Annotated in this window: 15 protein-coding genes and 1 pseudogene; 2 read left to right on the forward strand and 14 right to left on the reverse strand. The window is 30.2% G+C overall.

The window, feature by feature from the left end; all coding sequences use genetic code 11:
- Positions 1 to 61: 61 nt before the first annotated feature.
- The 6 genes from CPAL_RS13380 to CPAL_RS13405 all read right to left on the reverse strand — a co-directional run bounded on the left by CPAL_RS13380 (position 62) and on the right by CPAL_RS13405 (position 9863).
- A complete protein-coding gene (locus tag CPAL_RS13380; protein ID WP_106024834.1) occupies positions 62 to 3199 on the reverse strand; it encodes an SbcC/MukB-like Walker B domain-containing protein in 3138 nt (1045 codons plus the stop codon).
- Complete coding sequence (locus tag CPAL_RS13385; RefSeq protein ID WP_106024835.1) at positions 3196 to 4380, reverse strand: exonuclease SbcCD subunit D; 1185 nt, start codon at positions 4378 to 4380, stop codon at positions 3196 to 3198. The genes CPAL_RS13380 and CPAL_RS13385 overlap by 4 nt, the downstream gene beginning before the upstream one ends.
- 157 nt (positions 4381 to 4537) lie before the next feature.
- Complete coding sequence (locus tag CPAL_RS13390; RefSeq protein ID WP_061858884.1) at positions 4538 to 7027, reverse strand: ABC transporter permease; 2490 nt, start codon at positions 7025 to 7027, stop codon at positions 4538 to 4540.
- 16 nt (positions 7028 to 7043) lie between these two features.
- The gene (locus CPAL_RS13395; RefSeq protein WP_061858885.1) at positions 7044 to 7724 is read right to left on the reverse strand and encodes an ABC transporter ATP-binding protein; all 681 of its coding nucleotides are present in this window, start codon (positions 7722 to 7724) and stop codon (positions 7044 to 7046) included.
- A 197-nt stretch (positions 7725 to 7921) separates the two neighbouring features.
- On the reverse strand, positions 7922 to 9163 hold the full coding sequence (locus tag CPAL_RS13400; RefSeq protein WP_061858886.1) for a sensor histidine kinase: 1242 nt from the start codon (positions 9161 to 9163) through the stop codon (positions 7922 to 7924).
- A gap of 4 nt (positions 9164 to 9167) precedes the next feature.
- A complete protein-coding gene (locus CPAL_RS13405; protein WP_061858887.1) occupies positions 9168 to 9863 on the reverse strand; it encodes a response regulator transcription factor in 696 nt (231 codons plus the stop codon).
- Between the two features lie 339 nt (positions 9864 to 10202).
- Here CPAL_RS13405 and CPAL_RS13410 point away from each other — a divergent pair, with 339 nt between their 5' ends.
- Complete coding sequence (locus CPAL_RS13410; protein ID WP_061858888.1) at positions 10203 to 12146, forward strand: GTP-binding protein; 1944 nt, start codon at positions 10203 to 10205, stop codon at positions 12144 to 12146.
- Positions 12147 to 12260: 114 nt separating this feature from the next.
- On the opposite strand, the gene htpG is transcribed toward CPAL_RS13410, so the two are convergent.
- From htpG to CPAL_RS13440, 6 genes and pseudogenes are all read right to left on the reverse strand, one after another.
- Complete coding sequence (htpG, locus tag CPAL_RS13415) at positions 12261 to 14138, reverse strand: molecular chaperone HtpG (protein ID WP_061858889.1); 1878 nt, start codon at positions 14136 to 14138, stop codon at positions 12261 to 12263.
- A 232-nt stretch (positions 14139 to 14370) separates the two neighbouring features.
- The gene (locus CPAL_RS13420) at positions 14371 to 16143 is read right to left on the reverse strand and encodes an aminopeptidase P family protein (protein ID WP_106024852.1); all 1773 of its coding nucleotides are present in this window, start codon (positions 16141 to 16143) and stop codon (positions 14371 to 14373) included.
- Positions 16144 to 16177: 34 nt separating this feature from the next.
- Positions 16178 to 16342 (reverse strand): annotated as a pseudogene (locus CPAL_RS13425) (RNA 2'-phosphotransferase); the annotation flags it as partial.
- A gap of 166 nt (positions 16343 to 16508) precedes the next feature.
- Positions 16509 to 17021, reverse strand: a complete 513-nt coding sequence (locus CPAL_RS13430; RefSeq protein WP_106024836.1) for a nitroreductase family protein — start codon at positions 17019 to 17021, stop codon at positions 16509 to 16511.
- Positions 17022 to 17058: 37 nt separating this feature from the next.
- The gene (locus CPAL_RS13435) at positions 17059 to 17847 is read right to left on the reverse strand and encodes an EFR1 family ferrodoxin (RefSeq protein ID WP_061858891.1); all 789 of its coding nucleotides are present in this window, start codon (positions 17845 to 17847) and stop codon (positions 17059 to 17061) included.
- Between the two features lie 86 nt (positions 17848 to 17933).
- On the reverse strand, positions 17934 to 18167 hold the full coding sequence (locus CPAL_RS13440) for a hypothetical protein (protein ID WP_061858892.1): 234 nt from the start codon (positions 18165 to 18167) through the stop codon (positions 17934 to 17936).
- Positions 18168 to 18522: 355 nt separating this feature from the next.
- Between CPAL_RS13440 and CPAL_RS13445 the strand changes: the two genes are divergently transcribed.
- Complete coding sequence (locus CPAL_RS13445) at positions 18523 to 19179, forward strand: CPBP family intramembrane glutamic endopeptidase (protein ID WP_106024837.1); 657 nt, start codon at positions 18523 to 18525, stop codon at positions 19177 to 19179.
- Between the two features lie 102 nt (positions 19180 to 19281).
- On the opposite strand, the gene CPAL_RS13450 is transcribed toward CPAL_RS13445, so the two are convergent.
- Both CPAL_RS13450 and CPAL_RS13455 read right to left on the reverse strand, forming a co-directional pair.
- Positions 19282 to 19860, reverse strand: coding sequence for a GNAT family N-acetyltransferase (locus CPAL_RS13450; protein WP_082787894.1), 579 nt, complete (start codon positions 19858 to 19860; stop codon positions 19282 to 19284).
- A gap of 44 nt (positions 19861 to 19904) precedes the next feature.
- Entirely contained in the window at positions 19905 to 21020 is a 1116-nt protein-coding gene (locus CPAL_RS13455; protein ID WP_106024838.1) for a M20 metallopeptidase family protein, read from the reverse strand.
- Positions 21021 to 21032: the final 12 nt, after the last annotated feature.

Consider the following 21032-nt stretch of genomic DNA (forward strand, 5'->3'; position numbering starts at 1 on the left):
TTCTACATTGTTACTATATTCATAAGTTACTAATATGTTACTAAATAATTATATTGATAATTTATACTTTAAACTCCGCTCTACTTCCTTTATTTGTAGTTCTTATTTCTAATCTTGTTTGTATTCTTTCTTTTAACTCTGCTACATGGGATATTATTCCAACCAATCTTCCATCATTTTGAAGCTCCATCAAACATTCAATAGCATTGTCTAAGGATTCTGGATCTAAAGTTCCAAAACCTTCATCTATAAACATAGTATCTAACTGTATTCCTCCTGTATTAGCTTGAACAACATCTGCAAGTCCTAGTGCCATAGATAAAGAAGCTTTAAAACTTTCTCCTCCAGACAAGGTTCCTATATCTCTTACCTTTCCTGTATAGTTATCAAAAACTTCTAATTCAAGACCTTGTCCTTTTCTCTTATCTCCCATATCTTCTTTTCTTAAAAGCTCAAACCTTCCTGAAGTCATCTTATTAAATCTTAAATTTGCTGCATCAATTATTCTTTCAAAATAAGAAGCTAATACATATCTTTCAAAACTTATTTTTTTAGAATTATCTCCATTGATTATATTTGAAAGTCTTCCAACTATCTTATACTTTTCCTCATCTTCTTTTATGCTCTTATTATGCTTATTACAATCTTCTAAAACCGTTTTATTATTTTTTATTCTTGCAAAGATTTCTTTTGCTTCTTTATCCAAGTTAGCCTTTACTTCATTCTCCTTTTTTAATTTTTCATTGATTTCAGATAAATCAATCCTGCTTAATCCTTCCACATCCTTTAATAAGGTCTCATATAAATTTCTACAGCTTAATAGATCAGAGTTAAATTTGTTTATCTCTTCTTCTAGTGCTTCAATTTTCTCCTCAGATAAAACACTATGTTTATAATCTAGATAATCCGTAAATCCTAAATCTAATACTCTTCTTTTGAACATCTCTAATGCCTCATTGCGTTCACTCTCTGCCCTTTCCTTCATCTCTCTTGTACTTTTTTCTATTCCTTTTGCATTATCTAATTTGCTCTTCGACGCATTAAAAATCTTTTCTGCATTTTCATACTCTTTTTTAATCAAAGACAACTTATTGTTTAAGCTTATAATCATGTCTTCTAGCTCTTTTGAAGTTTTTATCTCTCCATTAAACTCATTTTTTATTAAAGTTAGTGTACTATTGACTGCACTTAATTTTCCTTCTTCAACTACTAATTCCTCATTTTTTAGCTGTAGTTCTCTTCTAAGTTCCTCAGCATTTTTATATAAACTATTTTTCTCTTCCAATATATCTTTTTCTTTATTAATAAAAATATCTAATTCTCTTATCCTATTTTCTATGTCAATTAATGCATCTTTATTCTGTCTATATAAGTTCTTAACTTCATTATTAATCTTATCTAAATCTTCTTCACAAACTTCAATATTCAGTAATTCTCTTGAAAGAGGCCCTATGGAATTCTCCATAACAATCTTTAAAGAACTGTTTATCTCAGTAAGCCTAGATAAACATTTATCTCTTTTTTCTCTCCAAACTTCTAGAGTTTCTTTTTCTTTTTTTACCTTTTCTTCTCTAATATCATTATCTTCTATCTTAGCAAGTTTCGGATGATGAGTTGAACCACATACTGGACAAGGAGTTCCTTCTTCTAAATTTAATGCTAAAATTCCGGCTTGACTTTTTCTAAAAATATCTTCTAATTTTTCATAATTATTCTTTACTGATATAAATATTTTGTCTAATTCTTCAAAAGTTTTAACTTTTTCATCATGTTTATTTTTATATTTTATCCATCTACTAATGGAGTTATATAGTTCCTTTAGATTATTAAGCTTATTAAAAGTTTCTACTTTTTTAACCTCTAGTTTTCTTTTTTCATCCTTAGCTAAATTTATATTTTCTAAATTTTTATCTATTATTTTTAATCTTTCTTCATTTTTCAAAATATTAATATTTATATTTTCAATTCTTTCTTTTACTGCTTTAACCTTATTATTAAAGAACTCTACTTGTTTTTTAGTTTTCTCATACTCAGAAACCTTTTCTTTTAATTTTAACTTTTCATCTATATTCTTTATAATTTTATTCTTTTCTTCTTCTCTGCTTTGCTGTTTTACAAACTCCTGCTTTGCTTTCTCATAACTTTTTGTATACAATTCTAAATTCTTTTCTAACTCTTCAAGTCTTGACTTTAAATTTTTTAATTCCTCATTTTTTTCCTCATACTTTTCTTCAAAATTTCTTACAGTTATAGCCTTTTTTGCTCTATCTAACTGATTCTTTTTACTTTTATATTCTTCAATTTTTACTTCTAATTTATCTAATTCTTTTTTAACATTTTCAAGTTTATCAAACTTGCTATTAATAGCTTCTCCAAGATTTATCTCCTTTTGAAACTTTTTTATGTTTTGTGTGGTCTTTTCAATGTTTTCTTCTAAAACTTTTTGACTATGTATATCCCTCTCTATAGATTTTTTAAAGCTCTCCATAATAGTATCTATATTTATATTGTCAGCATTTATTATTCTAAACAGCTCATCATCCTCTTCTCCACATATAAAACTTCTTATTTTATTTAACCTATCTCTTTGTACTCTTTCAATAGAATTTTTTAATGCTTTTGCCTCTTCTCTTATTTCTCTTTGAATTCTCTCAAAAACTTCTGTTCCAAAAATTTTTCTAAATATTTCTTCTTTCTCATCACTCTTCGCATTTAAAAGTTTTTTAAATTCTCCTTGTGGTATCATGACCAACTGTTTAAACTGCTCAGTGGTTATTCCAAGTATATTTTCTACCTCTCTAGTCACTTCTTTAAACCCTGTTATAGTTTTATCTTTCGAAATTCTAATTTCAGCCATAGGCTTGCTTTCCACAAAGCCTTCCCCTCTTTGCTTCGGTCTTAAATAGCTTGGCGATCTTTTAACATAATAGTCCTTTCCCCTTAAACTAAACCAAAGTTCCACCTCTGTTGGAGTTTTAGAGTCTGCAAAATGACTTCTTAAAGACTTCCCTTCCCTATCACTGCCGTTTGCCTCTCCATATAGAGCGAAATTTATAGCGTCAAAAATTGTGGTTTTTCCAGCACCAGTATTACCGCATATAACAAACATATTTTTATCCTTCAAATTCTCTTCAAAATCCAATTCCTGTCTCTCCGCATATGGGCCAAAACCGCTTATTATAAGCTTTTTAACCTTCATTCTTCTTTTCCTCCTCTCTCTGCTTTTTCTATTATTTTTTTCATAAATTCTATCTCTTCTTCAGAGGATTTCTCCCCCATAATATCTTCATAAAAATCCTTAAATAAATCCAATTTAGATTTTTCCTTAATATTACTAGCAGCGGTTTTAGTATGAGATACATCTCTTATCCTTTCTTCTCTTGAAAGTTCCATAACATTAGGATACACGCTTCTCAATTTTGCCATAGGGTCTAAAAGTTCTCCCTTATCTGTAAGTATAACTTTTATATAATCTTCATTATTTTCTGGGCTGCAAGATCCATAATCTATAAGTTCTTTTAATTCTCCTTTTATTACTCTAAAATCTCTTTTAGGATTAAATTTATAAAAATCTATATGTACTTTCCCTTCTCCATCTAAATTTATAATAGTTATACCTTTCTTCTGCCTAGTCTCAGAAAAGGAGTATTTTAATAGAGAACCTGCATACCTTATCTTATCGCTTCCTACCTTTTGAGGTCCATGCAAATGTCCAAGGGCAGTATAGTTAAAATCTTCAAAATAGGCTGCATTTATTACTGCTGTACCTCCAATGGATAAAGGTTTTTCTGATTCACTTTCTTCTAAATCCATTGCTGCTTCATTTTCGCTGTTTATATATGTAACATATCCATGAGCAATTGCTACATTCCTTTCATTCTGATTAAAGTCTTCTTTAATATGTTCTAATATCACTCTCATGGCATCATCATGAGTTTTTATGTTTTTATCTCCATATAAATCTCTTGCTATAGGTGGGTCTATATATGGTATAGGATAGAAATTCACAGATCCATATTCATCATTTAAGGTAATCTTTTCTATATTCCTTTTTAATGTTCCTCTTATATAAAGCCCACTTTTCCTAAGGAGTTCACTTCCAAAATCTATCCTTTCATTGCTGTCATGATTTCCAGCTAAGGCTATAACTGGAGTTTTTAGCTCCATAACTATTTTATATAAAGCTTTATTAAGAAGCTCAATAGCTTGTATCGGAGGTACAGACCTATCATATAAATCTCCAGCTATTATAAGAACATCCGGCTTTTCCTCTTCAATCTTTTCATAAAGCTGCTCCATAACAAATTCTTGATCCTCAGTCATATAAAATCCATTAACTAATTTACCTATATGCCAATCTGCTGTATGAAAAATCTTCATATTATCCACCTCCAAATCCTTATTATGTCTATTTTATCATACCTAATTTATGCAAAACAGCCTTGCTCCATCTCCTCTTTATCATTCTAATTTAGTATACATAAAAAACGTAGATAGATTTCAATTTACAAAATCTATCTACGTTCTCTGTTTTTTGCTAAAAGTCCTCTCTTACAGCCTCTATCAAGTTTTCTCTTTTCATTCTTCTAAGTGGTGCCTGCACTGAGATATAGCCTATAATCATAGTGCCTGCTACTGTGATGAGTATTGAATCCAAAGGCAGCCTATAGCTTTGTTCCCTTACATAGTTCATATTCTTATAAATTGCATATGATAAAAATGTTCCTATTATAGAACCATATATACTTCCCTTAATACCATAAAGCATTCCCTCAAGGGTTATGATTTTTCTAAGCCCCTTTTGAGTAAGTCCAATACACTTTAAGGCTGCAAATTCTCTTCTTCTTAATATTATATTGGTAGTTAAAGTATTAATAATATTTACACTTCCTATTAAAGATACTACAATAACAAAGCCATATAATAAAATTTTTATCATTAATATAGAAGATTTTGATGTTCTGTTTTCTTCTATAATATTTATAAGCTGTAAGTCTTCTGAACTACTTATTATGGACTCAATATTCTTTTTAGCTGAATTCTCTAAATTTGTATCTTTTATCTTTATGTCTACTCTTGAAGGTATTATATCTTTAGAAGTTAATTTTTCAGCTACCTCTTTTGTAGTTATCATCTTAATTGCATTTCCGTATCCATTAAAATCAAAAGGATCGCCTTCAAGAACAGCTAAAACTTTCACCTTTTTTACTTGTCTCTTGCCAAACTCAATCTTCTCTTCTAAGCCTAATCCATCATCGTAACTCTGAATTGGTATTTCATCTCCAACCTTTAAATTTGCTATAGGTCCATAATAATATTTCTTAGTCTTTCTATTAAATATCTCATTTTTTCCTATTATAATTACTCCATTTTTATTATTTAAATCTTCAACATTTATGCTTCCTTCCTTCAAATACTTCTTTGCAACTTTAAGGGAGTTTTCATCATAAACTGATAATGAAGCATCTAAAAGTGTTTTATTTTCTCCATTATAGTTTGTATCTTCATATACATTCCCTATATCTTTTATTTTCTTTAATTCTTTACTCTTATCTATAACTGACTGAAAAAGATATTGATTATATACCTTATACACAGCCTCTGTTTCAGGCATATCTTCTATATTCTTTATAATCTCCTCATTAATCTTCTTTGGCTCAGTGCTGAAATCTCCATTTAATATTATTGAAAAATGTATATCTCTTGATTCATTCATTTTATCATAAACATTTAAAGACATATCCATAAAAGCCTTAAAGGTTATAAATAAAGTTACACTTATTATTATTGAAAATACTGTGGTTCTATACCTTTTTCTGTTTCTTTTTATATTCTTAGAAGCTAAAGCTCCTTCAAAACCAAAAATTTTCTCTATAATTAAACTCTTTCTTTTCTTTAACTTTTCCTTTGATATAGAATTTCTACTGCTAATGGCAACTAATGGGGATATTCTCCCTGCAAAAGTGGCTGGAAGTAAAGCAGATATATAAATGGAAAGCAATCCAATAACAGTGCTGATGATTAAAACATCTATGGTTATTGTTGGTTCTATAAACACTACTTCTCTCGTGCTTATGATTTTAAAGGCTAAATCTATTCCATATAAAGCAATAATTCCAAAACAAAGTCCTATAGGAATACCTATAATAGCAAGGAAAGTAGCCTCTCTTAGTATAATCTTTCTTATCTGTTTTTGAGTAGCTCCCACTGCCCTTAAAAGCCCAAACTGCTTAACTCTTTCCACTACACTTATCTGAAAAGCATTATATATTACCGCTATGGTTGCCACCATGACAATTGTAGTTATTATAACAAGTATGCCTAATAATCCTTTAGGCATTTCCTCCCCTAACATTGACAGCAAATAATCATTTCTCATTACAAATTTTTTATCTGATAGCTTTTCAAGTTCATCAATGTTTTTTCCTAAGTTTCTATTAACATTTAATTCTGCTAATAAAATTCTATCATTATCATTTATATTAGAACTATTTGTTATTATCTCTCCTGTTTTTGTAACTTGACTCTTATATGTATCTTTCAATATTCCAACCAAAGTATATTCTTTATTTAATATTTTTATACTATCTCCAAGCTTTCCATCCTTTTTAATCTTATCAAGAAACCAACCTTCTAAAACTAACTCTGTATCTTTTTCTGGAAATCTACCCTCTTTTAGAGAATAAGGTAAAAGCTCTGCCCCCTGACTTGTTATAAATACTTCTTTAGCTTTAAGATTGTCATTTATATCAATTTCTTTTCCTTCTGCATAGACACCACTTCTTAAAACATTAGGGTTGCTCTTAATTTTAGTGATAAGAGCATCATCAACCTTAGAATAAGCGATATGCCAGGATCCATAAGCATTTTTCATGTCCTCTATCTTTGCTTTCTGCATACTCTTCAAAAAGAATCCTATGGAGGATATTAAAGCTACTGATAATATAATTCCAATTAAGGTTAATATAGTTCTTTTTTTATTTCCTTTTATATACTTCCACGTTATGTGTTTATAGCTATTAATCATTATTCTCACCTCTAACCTACTTCAAGTATTTATCCGAAACTATGCTTCCGTCCTTAATCGTTATTATCCTGTCTGCACTAGAAGCTATGTTTACATCATGAGTAATCAATATTAATGTTTGGTTATATTTCTTTGCTGAAAACTTTAAAAGCTCGATAACTTCCTTTGAATTGCTACTATCTAAGTTTCCAGTTGGCTCATCTGCAAGTATTATAGAAGGCTTGTTAAGAAGTGCCCTTCCTATAGCTACTCTCTGCTGCTGTCCTCCTGAAAGTTCCGAAGGCAAATGATTCTTTCTATCTTCCAACCCTAAAATCTTTATTATCTCCTCTAAATACTTCCTATCCACTTTGTCATTATCAAGTAAAGCTGGTAAAGCTATATTCTCCTGCACATCTAATACAGGGAGCAGATTAAAAAACTGAAAAATAAATCCAATTTTTCTTCTTCTGAATATAGCAAGCTTTTCTTCCTTATATTGATAAATATCTTCCCCATCTATAATAACCTTTCCCTCTGTAGGTCTATCCAAACCTCCTAAAATATGGAGAAGAGTGCTCTTTCCAGAGCCTGAAGCTCCTACTACAGCTACAAATTCTCCTTTATTTACACTTAAGTCTATACCCTTTAGCGCCTCTACTTTATTTTCCTCTTTTCCATAAATCTTTTTTAAACCTTGAACTTTTAATATTTCCATTTTTCTACCTCCTAATACTATTCCTTATATTTAAGAAATTTATCTTATCAGTTCTTAACACTTATTCACTCATTCTTAATGGCCCCATTGCCGATAATAATATTCTAAGCCTCTTAAAACCAACTTTCCATGACAGTATCCTTACAAAGAAAAAACCTATCTTACAATTTAGTAAGATAGGTTTTTTATATTCTAAGTTAATATTTTAAAAAAGTTATTTTAAAAACCGTTCCTTCAGTAGCATTGCTGCTAACTTCAATATATCCTCCATGCCTTTCGATTATAGACTTAGCTAGGGATAATCCTATTCCAACAGAATCACTTTTTTGAGACTTTTTACCTTTGTAAAATCTTTTAAATATATAAGGTAAATCTTCTTCTGGAATAGTTTCTCCTGTATTGGATATAAATATTCTCGTGTATATAGGATTATCTTCTATATTAATCTCAACTTTTCCATCTTCACCAGCATGCTCTATTCCATTTTTAACTATATTAATTAAGGCTTCCTGCATCCATAAACTATCATGCTTTAAATATACTTCACCCTTTTGATAAAAATTCACATTAACCTTTGACTCTGATGCCCTACTTTGCAGTGCTTCAAGAGTTTCTTCTATAGTTTCATTTAAGCTCTGATTTTCTATTTCAAGTTCTATAGCATTAGCATCTATTTTAGCCATTTTTAACAAGTTTAAAATAAGCCAGCTCATACGATTAAGCTGATTTTCATTATTTCTTAAAAAGGTAACTTGCTGTTCCTTAGTTAATTTCTTATTCAAAAGAATTTCATTATATAAAATCATAGTAGATAGTGGTGTTTTTAATTGATGCGAAATATCCGATAATAAATCCACTAAAAAGCTTTTTTCCTTTTTAAGAGCAAAGATATTTCCTCTAATAACCTCTCCCATAGAGTTAAAGGCTATGCTTAATTTTGATAAATCTCCTTCTCTTTCTTCACTAAGCTTTAAATTATAGTCTCCCTCTACAATTCTCTTTGCGGCTGAACTAAAGCTTCTCATTTTTTCATAATAGTAACCATGCTGAAGATAGTTAAGAATAAAAAGCAGCACTGTAAGAATAATTCCACCACCTAATAGATTTAGCTTTATTTTCTTAAAGCTGCTCTTTATATAAGGAACTAGACTGGTATCCAGCTTTTCACTCAATCCATATTCTCTTAAAATTTCTCTTCCTGCTTTTTCTTCAGCTGCACTTACTTCTCTTGTTAAAAGAGGTACTATTTCTTTTTCAAGCTTAGGGTCTTTTTCCACAATTTTAGCTGTAACCTTAGAGAAAATCTCTATATAATCTTCCTTCAATCTTTCATTGTAACTTTTAACAGCAACATAATTATATAATAAAAAAATAAACATTATAAAAATAAGAACAGCAGAACTTTTCTTTATTTCTGGATTATTAAAATATCTTTTCATGATACTACTCCTTAACTACTTCTTTATTCCATTTGTAGCCCAGGCCCCGAACAGTTACAATGTATTCTGGATTTTTAGAATTATCTTCTATCTTTTCTCTTATCCTCTTTATATATACTGAAAGGGTATTTTCATCAAAGAAAACTTCCTTACTCTCTATTAGTTCTTTCAGTATTTCTTCTCTCTTTATCACAGCATTTCCTTTTGACATGAATATTAAAAGCAGCCTATATTCTTGTGCTGTAAGAGAAACTTCCTGTCCTTTCTTTTTAACCAAAGCCATAGAGGTATCTACGATAATATCTCCACTTATAAGCTTATTTCCAGAAGCTTCAGCCTTAGAGTTTCTTCTTAAAATCGCCCTTATTCGCAGCAGCAGCTCTTTTACTCTAAATGGTTTAGTTATATAGTCATCTCCACCCATTTCAAAACCAAGTACCACATTCACTTCTTCATCTAAGGCAGTTAAAAATATTACAGGAATATCGCTTTTGCTTCTTATATGTTTACAAAGATTGTATCCGCTGCCATCTGGCAGATTTACGTCTAATATTACTAAATCAAATTTATCTTTATTAAACATATATATGCCTTCTTCTAAAGTATAAGCAGTTATAACTTCATATCCTTCATCTTTTAAAGTAAATTCTATTCCCATTGATAAAGCCTTATCGTCTTCAACTAATAATAATCTATACATAATACCAAACCCTTATCTTATTTTTATAAAACCAATATTTCTTCTTATTTAATATAACATTAGCTTCAACATTTACGCTACTATTTATGATACCATTAGAGCGCCTATATTACGAGTGTGGTATACATATCTTCCTATAAATTTTTCACATGCTACTATAATTAATAAGACTTATCAACAAACTACTAAATATTATTTTCTTTACTCTATACTATACCCTTTTTTATATTTAATTACTGCATTATAATAATTATCAGAAGAGCATCCAAAGAAACCTACTATCGCCATTAAATAAAACTTTGGGTTCTCTGCTTAACTATATTTATTGAGGTGCAAATGATGAATAAGACAATAGGAATATTAGCTCATGTAGATGCTGGTAAAACAACCTTTGCAGAACAACTTTTATATCATACTAAAAGCATTAAAAATAGAGGAAGAGTTGACCATAAGACTTCCTTTTTAGACAGCCATAATATAGAAAAATCAAGAGGAATTACGGTCTTTTCAGATCAGGCTGTATTTGAATATAACTCTTCAACCTATTATTTAATAGATACACCTGGTCATGCAGACTTTTCTTCAGAGATGGAAAGAGCTCTTATAGTTATGGACTATGCCATTGTTATCATAAGCGGTGTTGAAGGAATTCAAGGTCATACAGAGACAGTATGGGAGCTTCTTGCAAAACACAAAATTCCAACTTTTTTCTTTATTAATAAAATAGACAGAGTTGGCGCGAATATAGATAGAGTTCTTGAAGAAATTAAAACTGATTTAACTAAAAATGTATGTTTTATTGCTGGATCTTTAAATAAAGAAGAAATGGACAGCGATCTTATAGAATTTCTAGCCGAAAGAGATAATATTCTCCTAGAAAAATATTTAGAAGAAGATTATGAAAAAGAGCTTTGGCTAAATTGTATGAAAAAAATGATTAAAGAAAATAAGATTTTTCCGTGTTTTAGTGGTTCAGCTCTTCAAGACATAGGTATAGATGAGTTTCTAGAAAATTTAGATACTCTCACTTATACAGAATACAATGATAAAGGAGATTTTTCCGGGGAAATATATAAGATACGTCACGATGAAAATAATAATAGAATAACCTATATAAAAGCATTAAGTGGTTCTCTAAAGGTTAAAGATGAACTTTCTTTAGGAGAAAACTCCGAGAAGATAAATCAAATAAGAATTTATAATGGAACTAAATTTACTACTGTAAGCAAAGTCTGTGCAGGACAGCTTTTTGCAGTTACAGGACTATCAAGCGCATCCATTGGTGATGGAGTTGGAACACTTAGAAAAAAATCAAAATATGATATGGTTCCAACCTTAAAGTCTAAAGTTATATTTGATACTTCTTTAAATACAAAAGAGGTTTTAAACTATTTTAAAATTTTAGAAGCAGAAGATCCTACATTAAATGTAATATGGGATGAAGCTCTCCAAGAAATACAAGTTCACATTATGGGTATTATTCAGCTTGAAGTTCTAAAGGAACTTGTAAAAGAAAGATTTAATTTATCTGTAGACTTCGGTCCTTGTGAAATTCTTTATAAAGAAACTATTTTAAAAGAGACTATTGGATATGGCCATTTTGAACCTCTAAAACACTATGCTGAAGTCCATCTAAAATTAGAGCCTGGTGAGAGAAACAGTGGAATTACTTTTGAAAGCATTTGCCATACTGATGATCTTCCTATTGGAACTCAAAATCTCATTAAAACTCATATTTTCGAAAGAGAGCATCATGGTATACTAACAGGTTCTCCTATAACAGATTTGAAAATTATTTTATTAACAGGCAGATACCACAATAAACACACCAGCGGTGGAGATTTTAGAGAAGCAACTTTTAGAGCTTTAAGACAAGGTCTAGAAAGCACGAAAAATATACTCCTTGAACCATATTATCGTTTCAAAATAGAAGTAGATCTAGATTCTATGGGACGTGTTTTATCCGATATACAAAGATTAAATGGTTCCTTTGATCCACCAGAAACAATTGATAATAAAGTTATTATAACTGGAAGAGGCCCTGTAGCAACCTTTATGAATTACAGTATGGAATTCGTATATTTTACTAAAGGCAAGGGGAAGCTTAACTTTGTTTTTGATGGATATGATAAATGTCACAATGAAGAGGATGTTATTAAAAAAATAGGATATAATAAAGATGCTGATATAGAATACACCTCTACTTCAATTTTCTGCTCAAAAGGACAATCCTTTTTAGTAAGTGGTGAAAACGCAGCTGCATATATGCATTGTTTAAAATAGTAACTTAAATAAAAATAAATTTCTTACCAATTCTTTAAATATTAAAGCCCCATGATGGATAAAAGAGTTTTTATCGCTCATTAGCCAAACATGGAGCTTTTTCTTTATTTTATATTATTTCATCAACTTACAAATATCATTAGTAAATTCTACAGGATCCTGTATAGATAATCCTTCAATAAGAAGTGCTTGGTTATATAATAAATTAGTATATAACTTTAATTTTTCCTTGTCATTTTCATAAGCATCTCTTAAAGATTTAAATACAGGATGATTTGGATTTATTTCCAAAATCTTATCCACCTTTATATTTCCATTGTTAGGGAAAGAATTTAATATCTTTTCCATTTCAATTGAAAGCTCACCGTCACTTGATAGACATACAGGATGATTCTTTAATTTTTTTGACACCCTAACTTCTTTAACCTTATCTGATAAAATATCTTTCATAGCATCAAATAAATCTTTGTTTTCCTTATTCTGTTCATCAGAATTTTTACTTTCTTCCGTTTCTATACCTAAATCACCGCTTGATACAGACTTAAATTCCTTTTCTTTATAATCCATAAGCATTTTTATTGCAAACTCATCCACGTCATCAGTGAAATATAGTATTTCATATCCCTTATCTAATAAAAGCTCTGTTTGTGGTAACTTTTCTATTCTCTCAATGGATTCTCCAACTGCATAATAAATATACTTCTGGTCCTCAGCCATTCTAGAAACATATTCTGCTAGAGTGACCATCTTCTTTTCCTTTGATGAATAGAACATCAATAAATCTTGAAGCACATCCTTATTTGCTCCAAAATCATTATAAACTCCAAACTTTAGTTGTCTTCCAAAAGCTTTATAGAAAGTTTCGTATTTATCTCTTTCATTTTTCAACATGTTTTCCAGTTCATTTTTTATCTTAGTTTTTATGTTCTTAGCTATGAGCTTAAGTTGTCTATCATGCTGCAATATTTCTCTAGATATATTAAGAGATAAATCTTCAGAATCTACTATACCTTTTACAAAGCTAAAATAGTCAGGTAATAAATCTCCACATTTATTCATAATTAGGACTCCGTTTGAATAAAGCTCTAATCCTTTTTCATATTCTTTTGTATAGAAGTTATATGGAGTTTTTTCTGGAATAAATAAGATAGCCTTATAGCTTATATTACCCTCTACACTAGTGTGGATATATTTTAATGGTTTATCAAATCCATAATGCTTTTCTGAGTAAAATTTATGATAGTCTTCCTCAGTAAGCTCATTTTTATTTTTTCTCCATATTGGAACCATGCTATTTATAACTTGTTCTTCTATGTACTCTTCATATTCATTTTCAGTGCCTTCTTTGAGCTTTGTTCCTTTTACATTCATCTTAATTGGATATCTAATGAAATCAGAGTACTTTTTGATTAAAGATTTTAATCTATATTCTTCTAAATATTCATCATAATTTTCGTCTTCTGTGTTTTCTTTAATTTTTAATATAATTTCTGTACCAAAGGAATCCTTTGTACAAGGTTCTATGGTATAGCCGTCTACCCCTTGAGATTCCCATTTATATGCTTCATCACTACCAAAAGACCTACTTATAACAGTAACAGTATCAGCTACCATAAATGCAGAATAAAAACCTACACCAAATTGTCCGATTATATCATATCCATCTTTAAGTTCATTTTCTTGCTTGAACTGTAAAGAACCACTCTTTGCTATAACTCCAAGATTATTCTCAAGTTCTTCCTTTGACATTCCAATACCTGTATCTATAATCTTTAATGTCCTACTTTCTTTATCAGGAACTATTTTAATGTAATAATCATCCTTATTAAAAGTTATAGATTCTTCTGTTAATGCCTTGTAATACATCTTATCAATAGCATCACTAGCATTAGAGATAAGCTCTCTTAAAAATATCTCTTTATGAGTGTAAATTGAGTTAATCATAAGGTCTAAAAGTCTTTTGGATTCAGCCTTAAATTCCTTCTTCTCCATGTAAACCGCTCCCCTTAAAATGAAAATTATTGTTAGCACTCTCATATTATGAGTGCTAACCCATAATTTTTATATAGCACATTTCAAATATTATGTCAACATCCTGTATCTTACTATTCAACGACTTCCAGAGCTTATTATCTTTTTCTTATGCCTTATTTTAGCAATTAATAATTATCGCTTATAGAATTATATTTTATAAGCGATAATATATTTTACCTTTTTTTATATGCTATATTTCTTTTGTCGCTTCCTTTAAGTATTCTAATTCTTCTCCATCTACATATGGGGAAAGCTTTTCAAATACATTTTTGTGATAACTATTTAACCAAGCTTTCTCTTCCTCAGTTAACAATTCAACCTTTATAGGTTCCTTATCTATAGGGCATAATGTTAGAGTTTCAAATTTCATGAACTGTCCACCGTATTCTGTGCTTTCATCCTCTTGAACAACAACAAGATTTTCTGTTCTTATACCGTGTTTACCAGCTTTATAAACTCCTGGCTCATTAGAAATAATCATTCCTTTTTCAAGCCTTACATTATTAGGAACACTAGATATTCTCTGAGGTCCTTCATGAACATTTAGGAAGAAACCTATTCCATGTCCTGTTCCATGTTTAAAGTCCATTCCTGCATTCCATAAAGGAATTCTAGCTATAATGTCTATATTAGAACCAGTAGTTCCATATAAAAATCTCTGCATAGTCAAATCTATCATTCCTTTAAGAACAAGAGTATAATCTAGCTTTTCTTCTTCACTTAAAGGTCCTACTGCTATAGTTCTTGTTATATCTGTTGTACCATCTAAGTATTGAGCTCCTGAATCCACTAGATAAAATCCCTTTGGCTCTATAGTTGCTTGATTTTCTTCTGTGGCACTATAATGAGGCATAGATGCATTAGCTCCATAAGCTGATATAGTTGAGAAGCTTAAATCAAAGAAGTTCTCTCCAGCTCTTCTTAATTCCTCTAGTTTATCTGCAGCCTCTATTTCTTTAATATTGCGTGATTTTATAGTCTTCTTTAACCAGTTTATAAATTTAACCATGGCTACGCCGTCTCTAACCATGGCCTTTTTTACATTTTCTATTTCTATATCATTTTTTATAGCCTTAAGCTTTGTAGTTATATCCATGTCTTCTATAGTCTTAACCTTTATAGAATTATATATCCATGTGTTAGTCTTTGACGGATCAAATAATATAGTTCCTTCTGTAATACCTTCTAAAAATTCAGTAACACTTTCATAAGGCCTTATTTCAACTTTCGCTTTCTCTATCTCAGCTCTAACATTTGAATCTATTTTATCTTCATCTATAAATAGATAGCACTTTCCTTTTGAAATTATTGAATAAGCAATTGTAAGAGGATTACATTCTACATCTCTTCCTCTTATATTTAAAAGCCATGCTATATCATCCAAACCAGATATAACATAGTGAGCTGCTCCCATAGATTTCATCTCATTAATTACTTCTTGAAGCTTATCTTCTCTTGATTTACCTGCATACTTTAAATCATGAACTATGACTTTAGTATGTGGCTTTTCAGGCCTATTTTCCCATATTATATTTATTAAATCCTCACCAGTTTCAAAAGAAATTCCACTGCCTTCCAATTCCTTTTTCAAACTTCTAAAATATTGTACTGATACTACTTTTCCATCAAAGCCTACTTTAGCTCCAAAAGGAAGGTTTTCCCTTAAAAACTTCTCAATAGTAGGAACACCTTTTTCGCCCATTCTAAACAAAGTAACTCCTGTATCTTTTAATTGATTTTCAGCTTGAATAAAATATCTTCCATCTGTCCATAGTCCAGCATCCTTTAAAGTTATAACCGCAGTTCCAGCAGAACCAGTAAAGCCAGTTATAAAAGCCCTAGCAGTATAATGCTCTGCCACATATTCACTTTGATGCGGATCCGAACTTGGTACTATGTACGCATCTATTCCTCTTTCTTTCATAAGACTTCTTAATTTTTCTATTCTTTCTCTTACTTCTATGATAATCACCCCATTTATTTATTCATTTATTTTATTATAGCACAATATGACAAATATAAACTTTGTTTTCTGATAAATAAAATTTATATCCATCATTATACATCTGCAAACTATCTACAATAAATACAACTAGTTTTCCATGTCTTTTACCAACATTTATAGCCGTTTCTACATCAGATGATAAATGTACATACTGTCTGCACTAAAGTTTAATTCAGTCAGAGTAATTTTTAATTAAGTTAGGAGCTCTATCCATTTTTTTAACATATAAATAAAACTAAGTAAATTGATGAAAATATATCAACTTACTCAGCTTTACTATATTTTGACTCACTTTATTATGCAGAGATTGGCTAAGTCTTAATTTAATATGTTTCATAATGCACAATTTCTTCTAAAGGCTTTCTATTTTTATCTACCTTCGTATTATCATCAGTTTCATATCCTATAGCCAATATATTTATAGCTTCTACATTATCTGGAAGATTAAATTCTCTTTTTATCATATCTGGATCAAAGGAACCTATCCACACTGAAGCAAGGCCAAGATCTGCTGCTTCAAGCATCATATGGTCTGTTACAATACTCACATCTATATCTAAAAAGTCCTTATTATCTTGTCTTCTCTTCCAAACCACATTGTGATCTCCACAAACAATGATAACAAGAGGTGCTCCATAAGTAGAAGCATTACATTTTTTTAACTTTTCCATACCTTCTTCTTTTTGTACAACTATTAATCTTTGAGGTTGAAAATTCACTGCCGTTGGAGCAAGTCTCCCTGCTTCAAGAATTTTAAGCAGCTTTTCTTCCTCCACCTTTCTAGTACTATACTTACGAACTGAGTGTCTTTTTCTTACTAACTCTAAAAATTCCATAATACCAATCCTCTCCTATTCTTTTTTAAATTTATTTCTATATATTCTCTAGCTCATTTATACTAATATTAGGATTTTTATATCTTCCTTTATTATGAGTACCTTTACCATATTCAATAGCTCTAACTGGACAAAGATTAATACATGCTAAACATTGAGTACAATCCTTTCCCCATATAGGCTTTTTATCAATCTTTATAGTTTTTGTATTACATACCCTTTCACATATGCCACAGCCAGTACATTTATCATTAACATAAAATTTTTTAGTATTGATTCCATACTTATTAAACATAGGATTTACAATGGAAGTTAGCACTCCTGGCATAAATCCCTTAACAACTTGAAATACTCCGACTTTTCTTTCCTTCACAATGTTATTTATATTTTTTAGGGTTTCTTCTGCTTCTAAAAGCTTTTTTTCTTCCACAGATTTTGAATCCACATCTCCAATAATAATGTAATTATTAGGCATCCTTAACGAAAACCCGCTGTCCAACTTCATATTCTTCTTTATCAAGTGCTTTTGGAGAATCCCTATGGTATTGCCAATGTTTTCTCCACAGGTTACTACGGCAAAAGTATAATTATTTTTATAATTATCAATTTTTAACCTTTCAATAAATTTTAAGACCATTTTAGGAGGTCCCCAAGCATACACTGGAAAAATAAAGCCTATAGTTTCATCTTCTCCTAAAGTATAGCTAAATTCTCCGTCTAGCTTATTCATTTCCTTAGCAATAGAAATCAATCTTTCATTGTTATACTCTCCAATACTTTTAGCTGCATCTAATGAATTGCCAGTTCCAGAAAAATAAAATATCATATTAGTTTCTCCTCCGCCCATTTATAAGCAAATTTTAAAATTAATATTTAACCTATATATTTTATGCCTTTTTTGAGCTTTATATTCTATGCTTTTTCTCTAAGACTTATTTTTAGCTTATATGGTTCCGTAAACATATCGTATGTAGAATTTTCGATTATGCAGTGCTTAACTGTAAATAAAAATCCATTATTAACTGGATAATCTACTTCTTTGCTGTTCAATATTACTAGGATTTCATCATTGGTTAGTTCTTTTTCCACATTATTCTCCGGACTCACTTTCCCATTTATGTCCTTAAATTCAAATATCACCTTCATTAGTTTTTCTCCCTCCATTAATCAACACAAATAATATTTTAAGAAACTTTCTTCTTATATTTCTTCATTCTTTTAATATCTCCTGCATTGAAATAGAATAACTTCGTTATACTTTTGCTGTAAAAAAAGCTGGCAAAATATGCACTACCCTGTTTTGCTGTTATAAAGAAATACTTCTGTAAGGCTTGTGTTTAAAAAAATTTTGGAATAGAATTTAATTGGAAAACAATAGAAACATGATAAAAAATTAGGGATGCTGTATATCTATGAATAATTATATTGTTATGCATATTTATTGCAGCATTTTCCATCTATTTTATATACAGTAGCTGTAAGATGATAAGGGGATGATAAAATGAGAAAAAAGATTGGTACATGGCTTGAATTGGCGTTTGTATATATAACAGCTTTAATTATTGCTGGATTTAGTAGAGCCATTGTATCGCTGGGAAAAGATATACCAACAAAAATGATAATTACATTACTTATATATATAGTTATGACGGCAATTCCGTTTCTAATTATTATTTTAAGAAAAATCCCTTTCACGCAATTAGGATATACAAAAGACAATATTGGAAAGCAGTTGAGGATTGGTTTTTTAATCTTTTGTATAACTATTTCCTTTGTTGTAATGCCGTTGTTTTTTGGAGTTAGCAATGAGGAGGTATTGAGTATTAAATATTCCTCTATTTTGGTATTGCTATTCTATTTTATTTATGATTTTTTATTTGTAGGGTTTGGAGAAGAATTTATCTTTAGAGGTTATTTTATACAAAGGTTAGCAACAGCAGAATCTGATTTATTTGCCATAATTTTTTCGTCATTATTATTTGGATTATGGCACTTTCCAAACGGACATGATGTTTTTCAAGTGATAATGACAACAATATTAGGACTGTTTTATGGATTTTCAAAATATAAAATAAAGAATTGCTCAACCATATCCGTATCGGTAGCCCACGGCTTACATGATGCGGCAATTGCATTGTTGAGTTATTTTCTCTTATGAAGATGAGATTTGCATTGTAGAAAGCGTTGAACAAGTATTAGAAGCTTTCCTAAATGCAAATCCTTTGCGGAATGTTTCATATAATAAAAATGCTGCGCATTTTTATACATAGTCTTTACTTAATAATGCCCTTACATAGCCCCTATCTTTTGTAGTGGAATCAATATAAAAATCATGTTTATAATAACAATAAATCAGCGATGAAGCCTTTGCCGCAGTATGGAGAAATAATTTTTTAACCCCAGCTTTTTTCATGGCTTCATCAACTGCATTCAGCATAACATTTCCAATTCCACGATTTTGAAATTTAGGTGATACTGCAAATCTGCTTAAATATGCAGTTTTATCTGGCAGAATATTAATTCTGACACTTCCTACAATCATTCCGTTTAAAGAAGCCACGAATACCTCTTTTGTTTGAATATCCATCTCTATATCTTTATAAGTTTCCTTAAGTGCTTCCAGGTTATCATTCTTAATTACATATTTACTATATTGTTTAAAAGCTTCTTTTGTTATTCTACTTATATCTTCAATATCTTCTAAACTAGCTTTTCTAACTTCTATGGACAACAGTACATTATCTTTTTTTGGTATATTGAATCCAGAATCATCAAATAGATCTAAAATTTTTATTTCTCTCGAAGAACAGTTCAAGTTTTTATTTCTTAAATTTTGCATAATGCCCCTCCCCCTATTTATTTACCCATAAATACATATTGATTTTACGAATATAAGGAAAGAATAAAATTAGTTATAATATGAATTCCATGAAAAATTGTATCTTCTGAAGCATTAAACTCTGAAGAATGCAGAGGATGTATCCCTTTATTATCCCCTTCAATACCAAGTCTAAAGTGCACAGATGGAACTTTTTCTGCAAAGAAAGAAAAATCTTCAGCAGCAAAAGTTTTCTCTGGAGTAATGACATTCTCCTCTCCAATAAGCGCTTTTGTGGTATCTATAAACCTCTTAGTAAAAGCTTCATCACTTACTAGTGGAGGATACTGAAAACTATAATTTACCTCAGAAGTACATCCATATTTTCTTGCGCATAAATATGCTGCTGATTTTATATTCTCGTAAATTTTATTTCTTAGATTGTTATCAAAAGTTCTTATAGTTCCTAGTACTTCGCAGTTATCTGCTATTACATTTGGAGCAGTTCCGCATTGTACTGAAGTAAAAGCAATAGTGTACGCTTCTAATGGATTAACTTCCATTTGAGACTTGAAATTTACAGTTTGAATAAAGTCCACAGCAGGATAAAGAGGATTCTTACAAAGAAAAGGCATAGCTGCATGCCCTCCTTTGCCTTTAAATGTTATTCTAAAATCATCTACTGAAGCCATAGACGCACCAGAAGAAACTTCTATAGTGCCACTCTTAACATTTGGCCACACATGAAATCCAATCATATTCTTAACTTTAGGATTTTCTAGTACACCTTCTTTAATCATAGGCAATGCCCCACCTTCATCCTCTTCCCCAGGCTGAAATATAAACTTTATACATTTATCAAAGCCTAATTTTTTAAGGACCAAAGCAGTTCCAGCAACTATAGCCATGTGATAATCATGACCGCAGACGTGAGACACTCCATTTACAGGCAGTGCGTCCATGTCAGCTCTAAGAGCTATACACTCATCCCCTTTATTAAAAACTGCAACCACACCAGTCTTTGCCATAACTTCAGTATGAATATCTAAATTCTTAAAAAAGTTCAGTATAATTTCTTGTGTTTTAAACTCTTTAAATGACAGCTCTGCATTATCATGAAGGTTTTCTCTAAGATTCTTTATTTCCTCCATATTTTCTTCAATTGCCTTTTTTATATTCAAGCTAACACCACC

The organism is Clostridium thermopalmarium DSM 5974 (genome assembly GCF_002995795.1).
In the GTDB taxonomy this organism is placed as follows: Bacteria; Bacillota; Clostridia; order Clostridiales; family Clostridiaceae; genus Clostridium_H; species Clostridium_H thermopalmarium.

Excerpts from the sequence above, each read along its gene's own strand:
- CPAL_RS13380 (WP_106024834.1), bottom strand. The coding sequence starts at position 3,199 with ATGAAGGTTAAAAAGCTTATAATAAGCGGTTTTGGCCCATATGCGGAG.
- CPAL_RS13385 (WP_106024835.1), bottom strand. The coding sequence starts at position 4,380 with ATGAAGATTTTTCATACAGCAGATTGGCATATAGGTAAATTAGTTAAT.
- CPAL_RS13390 (WP_061858884.1), bottom strand. The coding sequence starts at position 7,027 with ATGATTAATAGCTATAAACACATAACGTGGAAGTATATAAAAGGAAAT.
- CPAL_RS13395 (WP_061858885.1), bottom strand. The coding sequence starts at position 7,724 with ATGGAAATATTAAAAGTTCAAGGTTTAAAAAAGATTTATGGAAAAGAG.
- CPAL_RS13400 (WP_061858886.1), bottom strand. The coding sequence starts at position 9,163 with ATGAAAAGATATTTTAATAATCCAGAAATAAAGAAAAGTTCTGCTGTT.
- CPAL_RS13405 (WP_061858887.1), bottom strand. The coding sequence starts at position 9,863 with ATGTATAGATTATTATTAGTTGAAGACGATAAGGCTTTATCAATGGGA.
- CPAL_RS13410 (WP_061858888.1), top strand. The coding sequence starts at position 10,203 with ATGAATAAGACAATAGGAATATTAGCTCATGTAGATGCTGGTAAAACA.
- htpG (WP_061858889.1), bottom strand. The coding sequence starts at position 14,138 with ATGGAGAAGAAGGAATTTAAGGCTGAATCCAAAAGACTTTTAGACCTT.
- CPAL_RS13430 (WP_106024836.1), bottom strand. The coding sequence starts at position 17,021 with ATGGAATTTTTAGAGTTAGTAAGAAAAAGACACTCAGTTCGTAAGTAT.
- CPAL_RS13435 (WP_061858891.1), bottom strand. The coding sequence starts at position 17,847 with ATGATATTTTATTTTTCTGGAACTGGCAATTCATTAGATGCAGCTAAA.
- CPAL_RS13440 (WP_061858892.1), bottom strand. The coding sequence starts at position 18,167 with ATGAAGGTGATATTTGAATTTAAGGACATAAATGGGAAAGTGAGTCCG.
- CPAL_RS13445 (WP_106024837.1), top strand. The coding sequence starts at position 18,523 with ATGAGAAAAAAGATTGGTACATGGCTTGAATTGGCGTTTGTATATATA.
- CPAL_RS13450 (WP_082787894.1), bottom strand. The coding sequence starts at position 19,860 with ATGCAAAATTTAAGAAATAAAAACTTGAACTGTTCTTCGAGAGAAATA.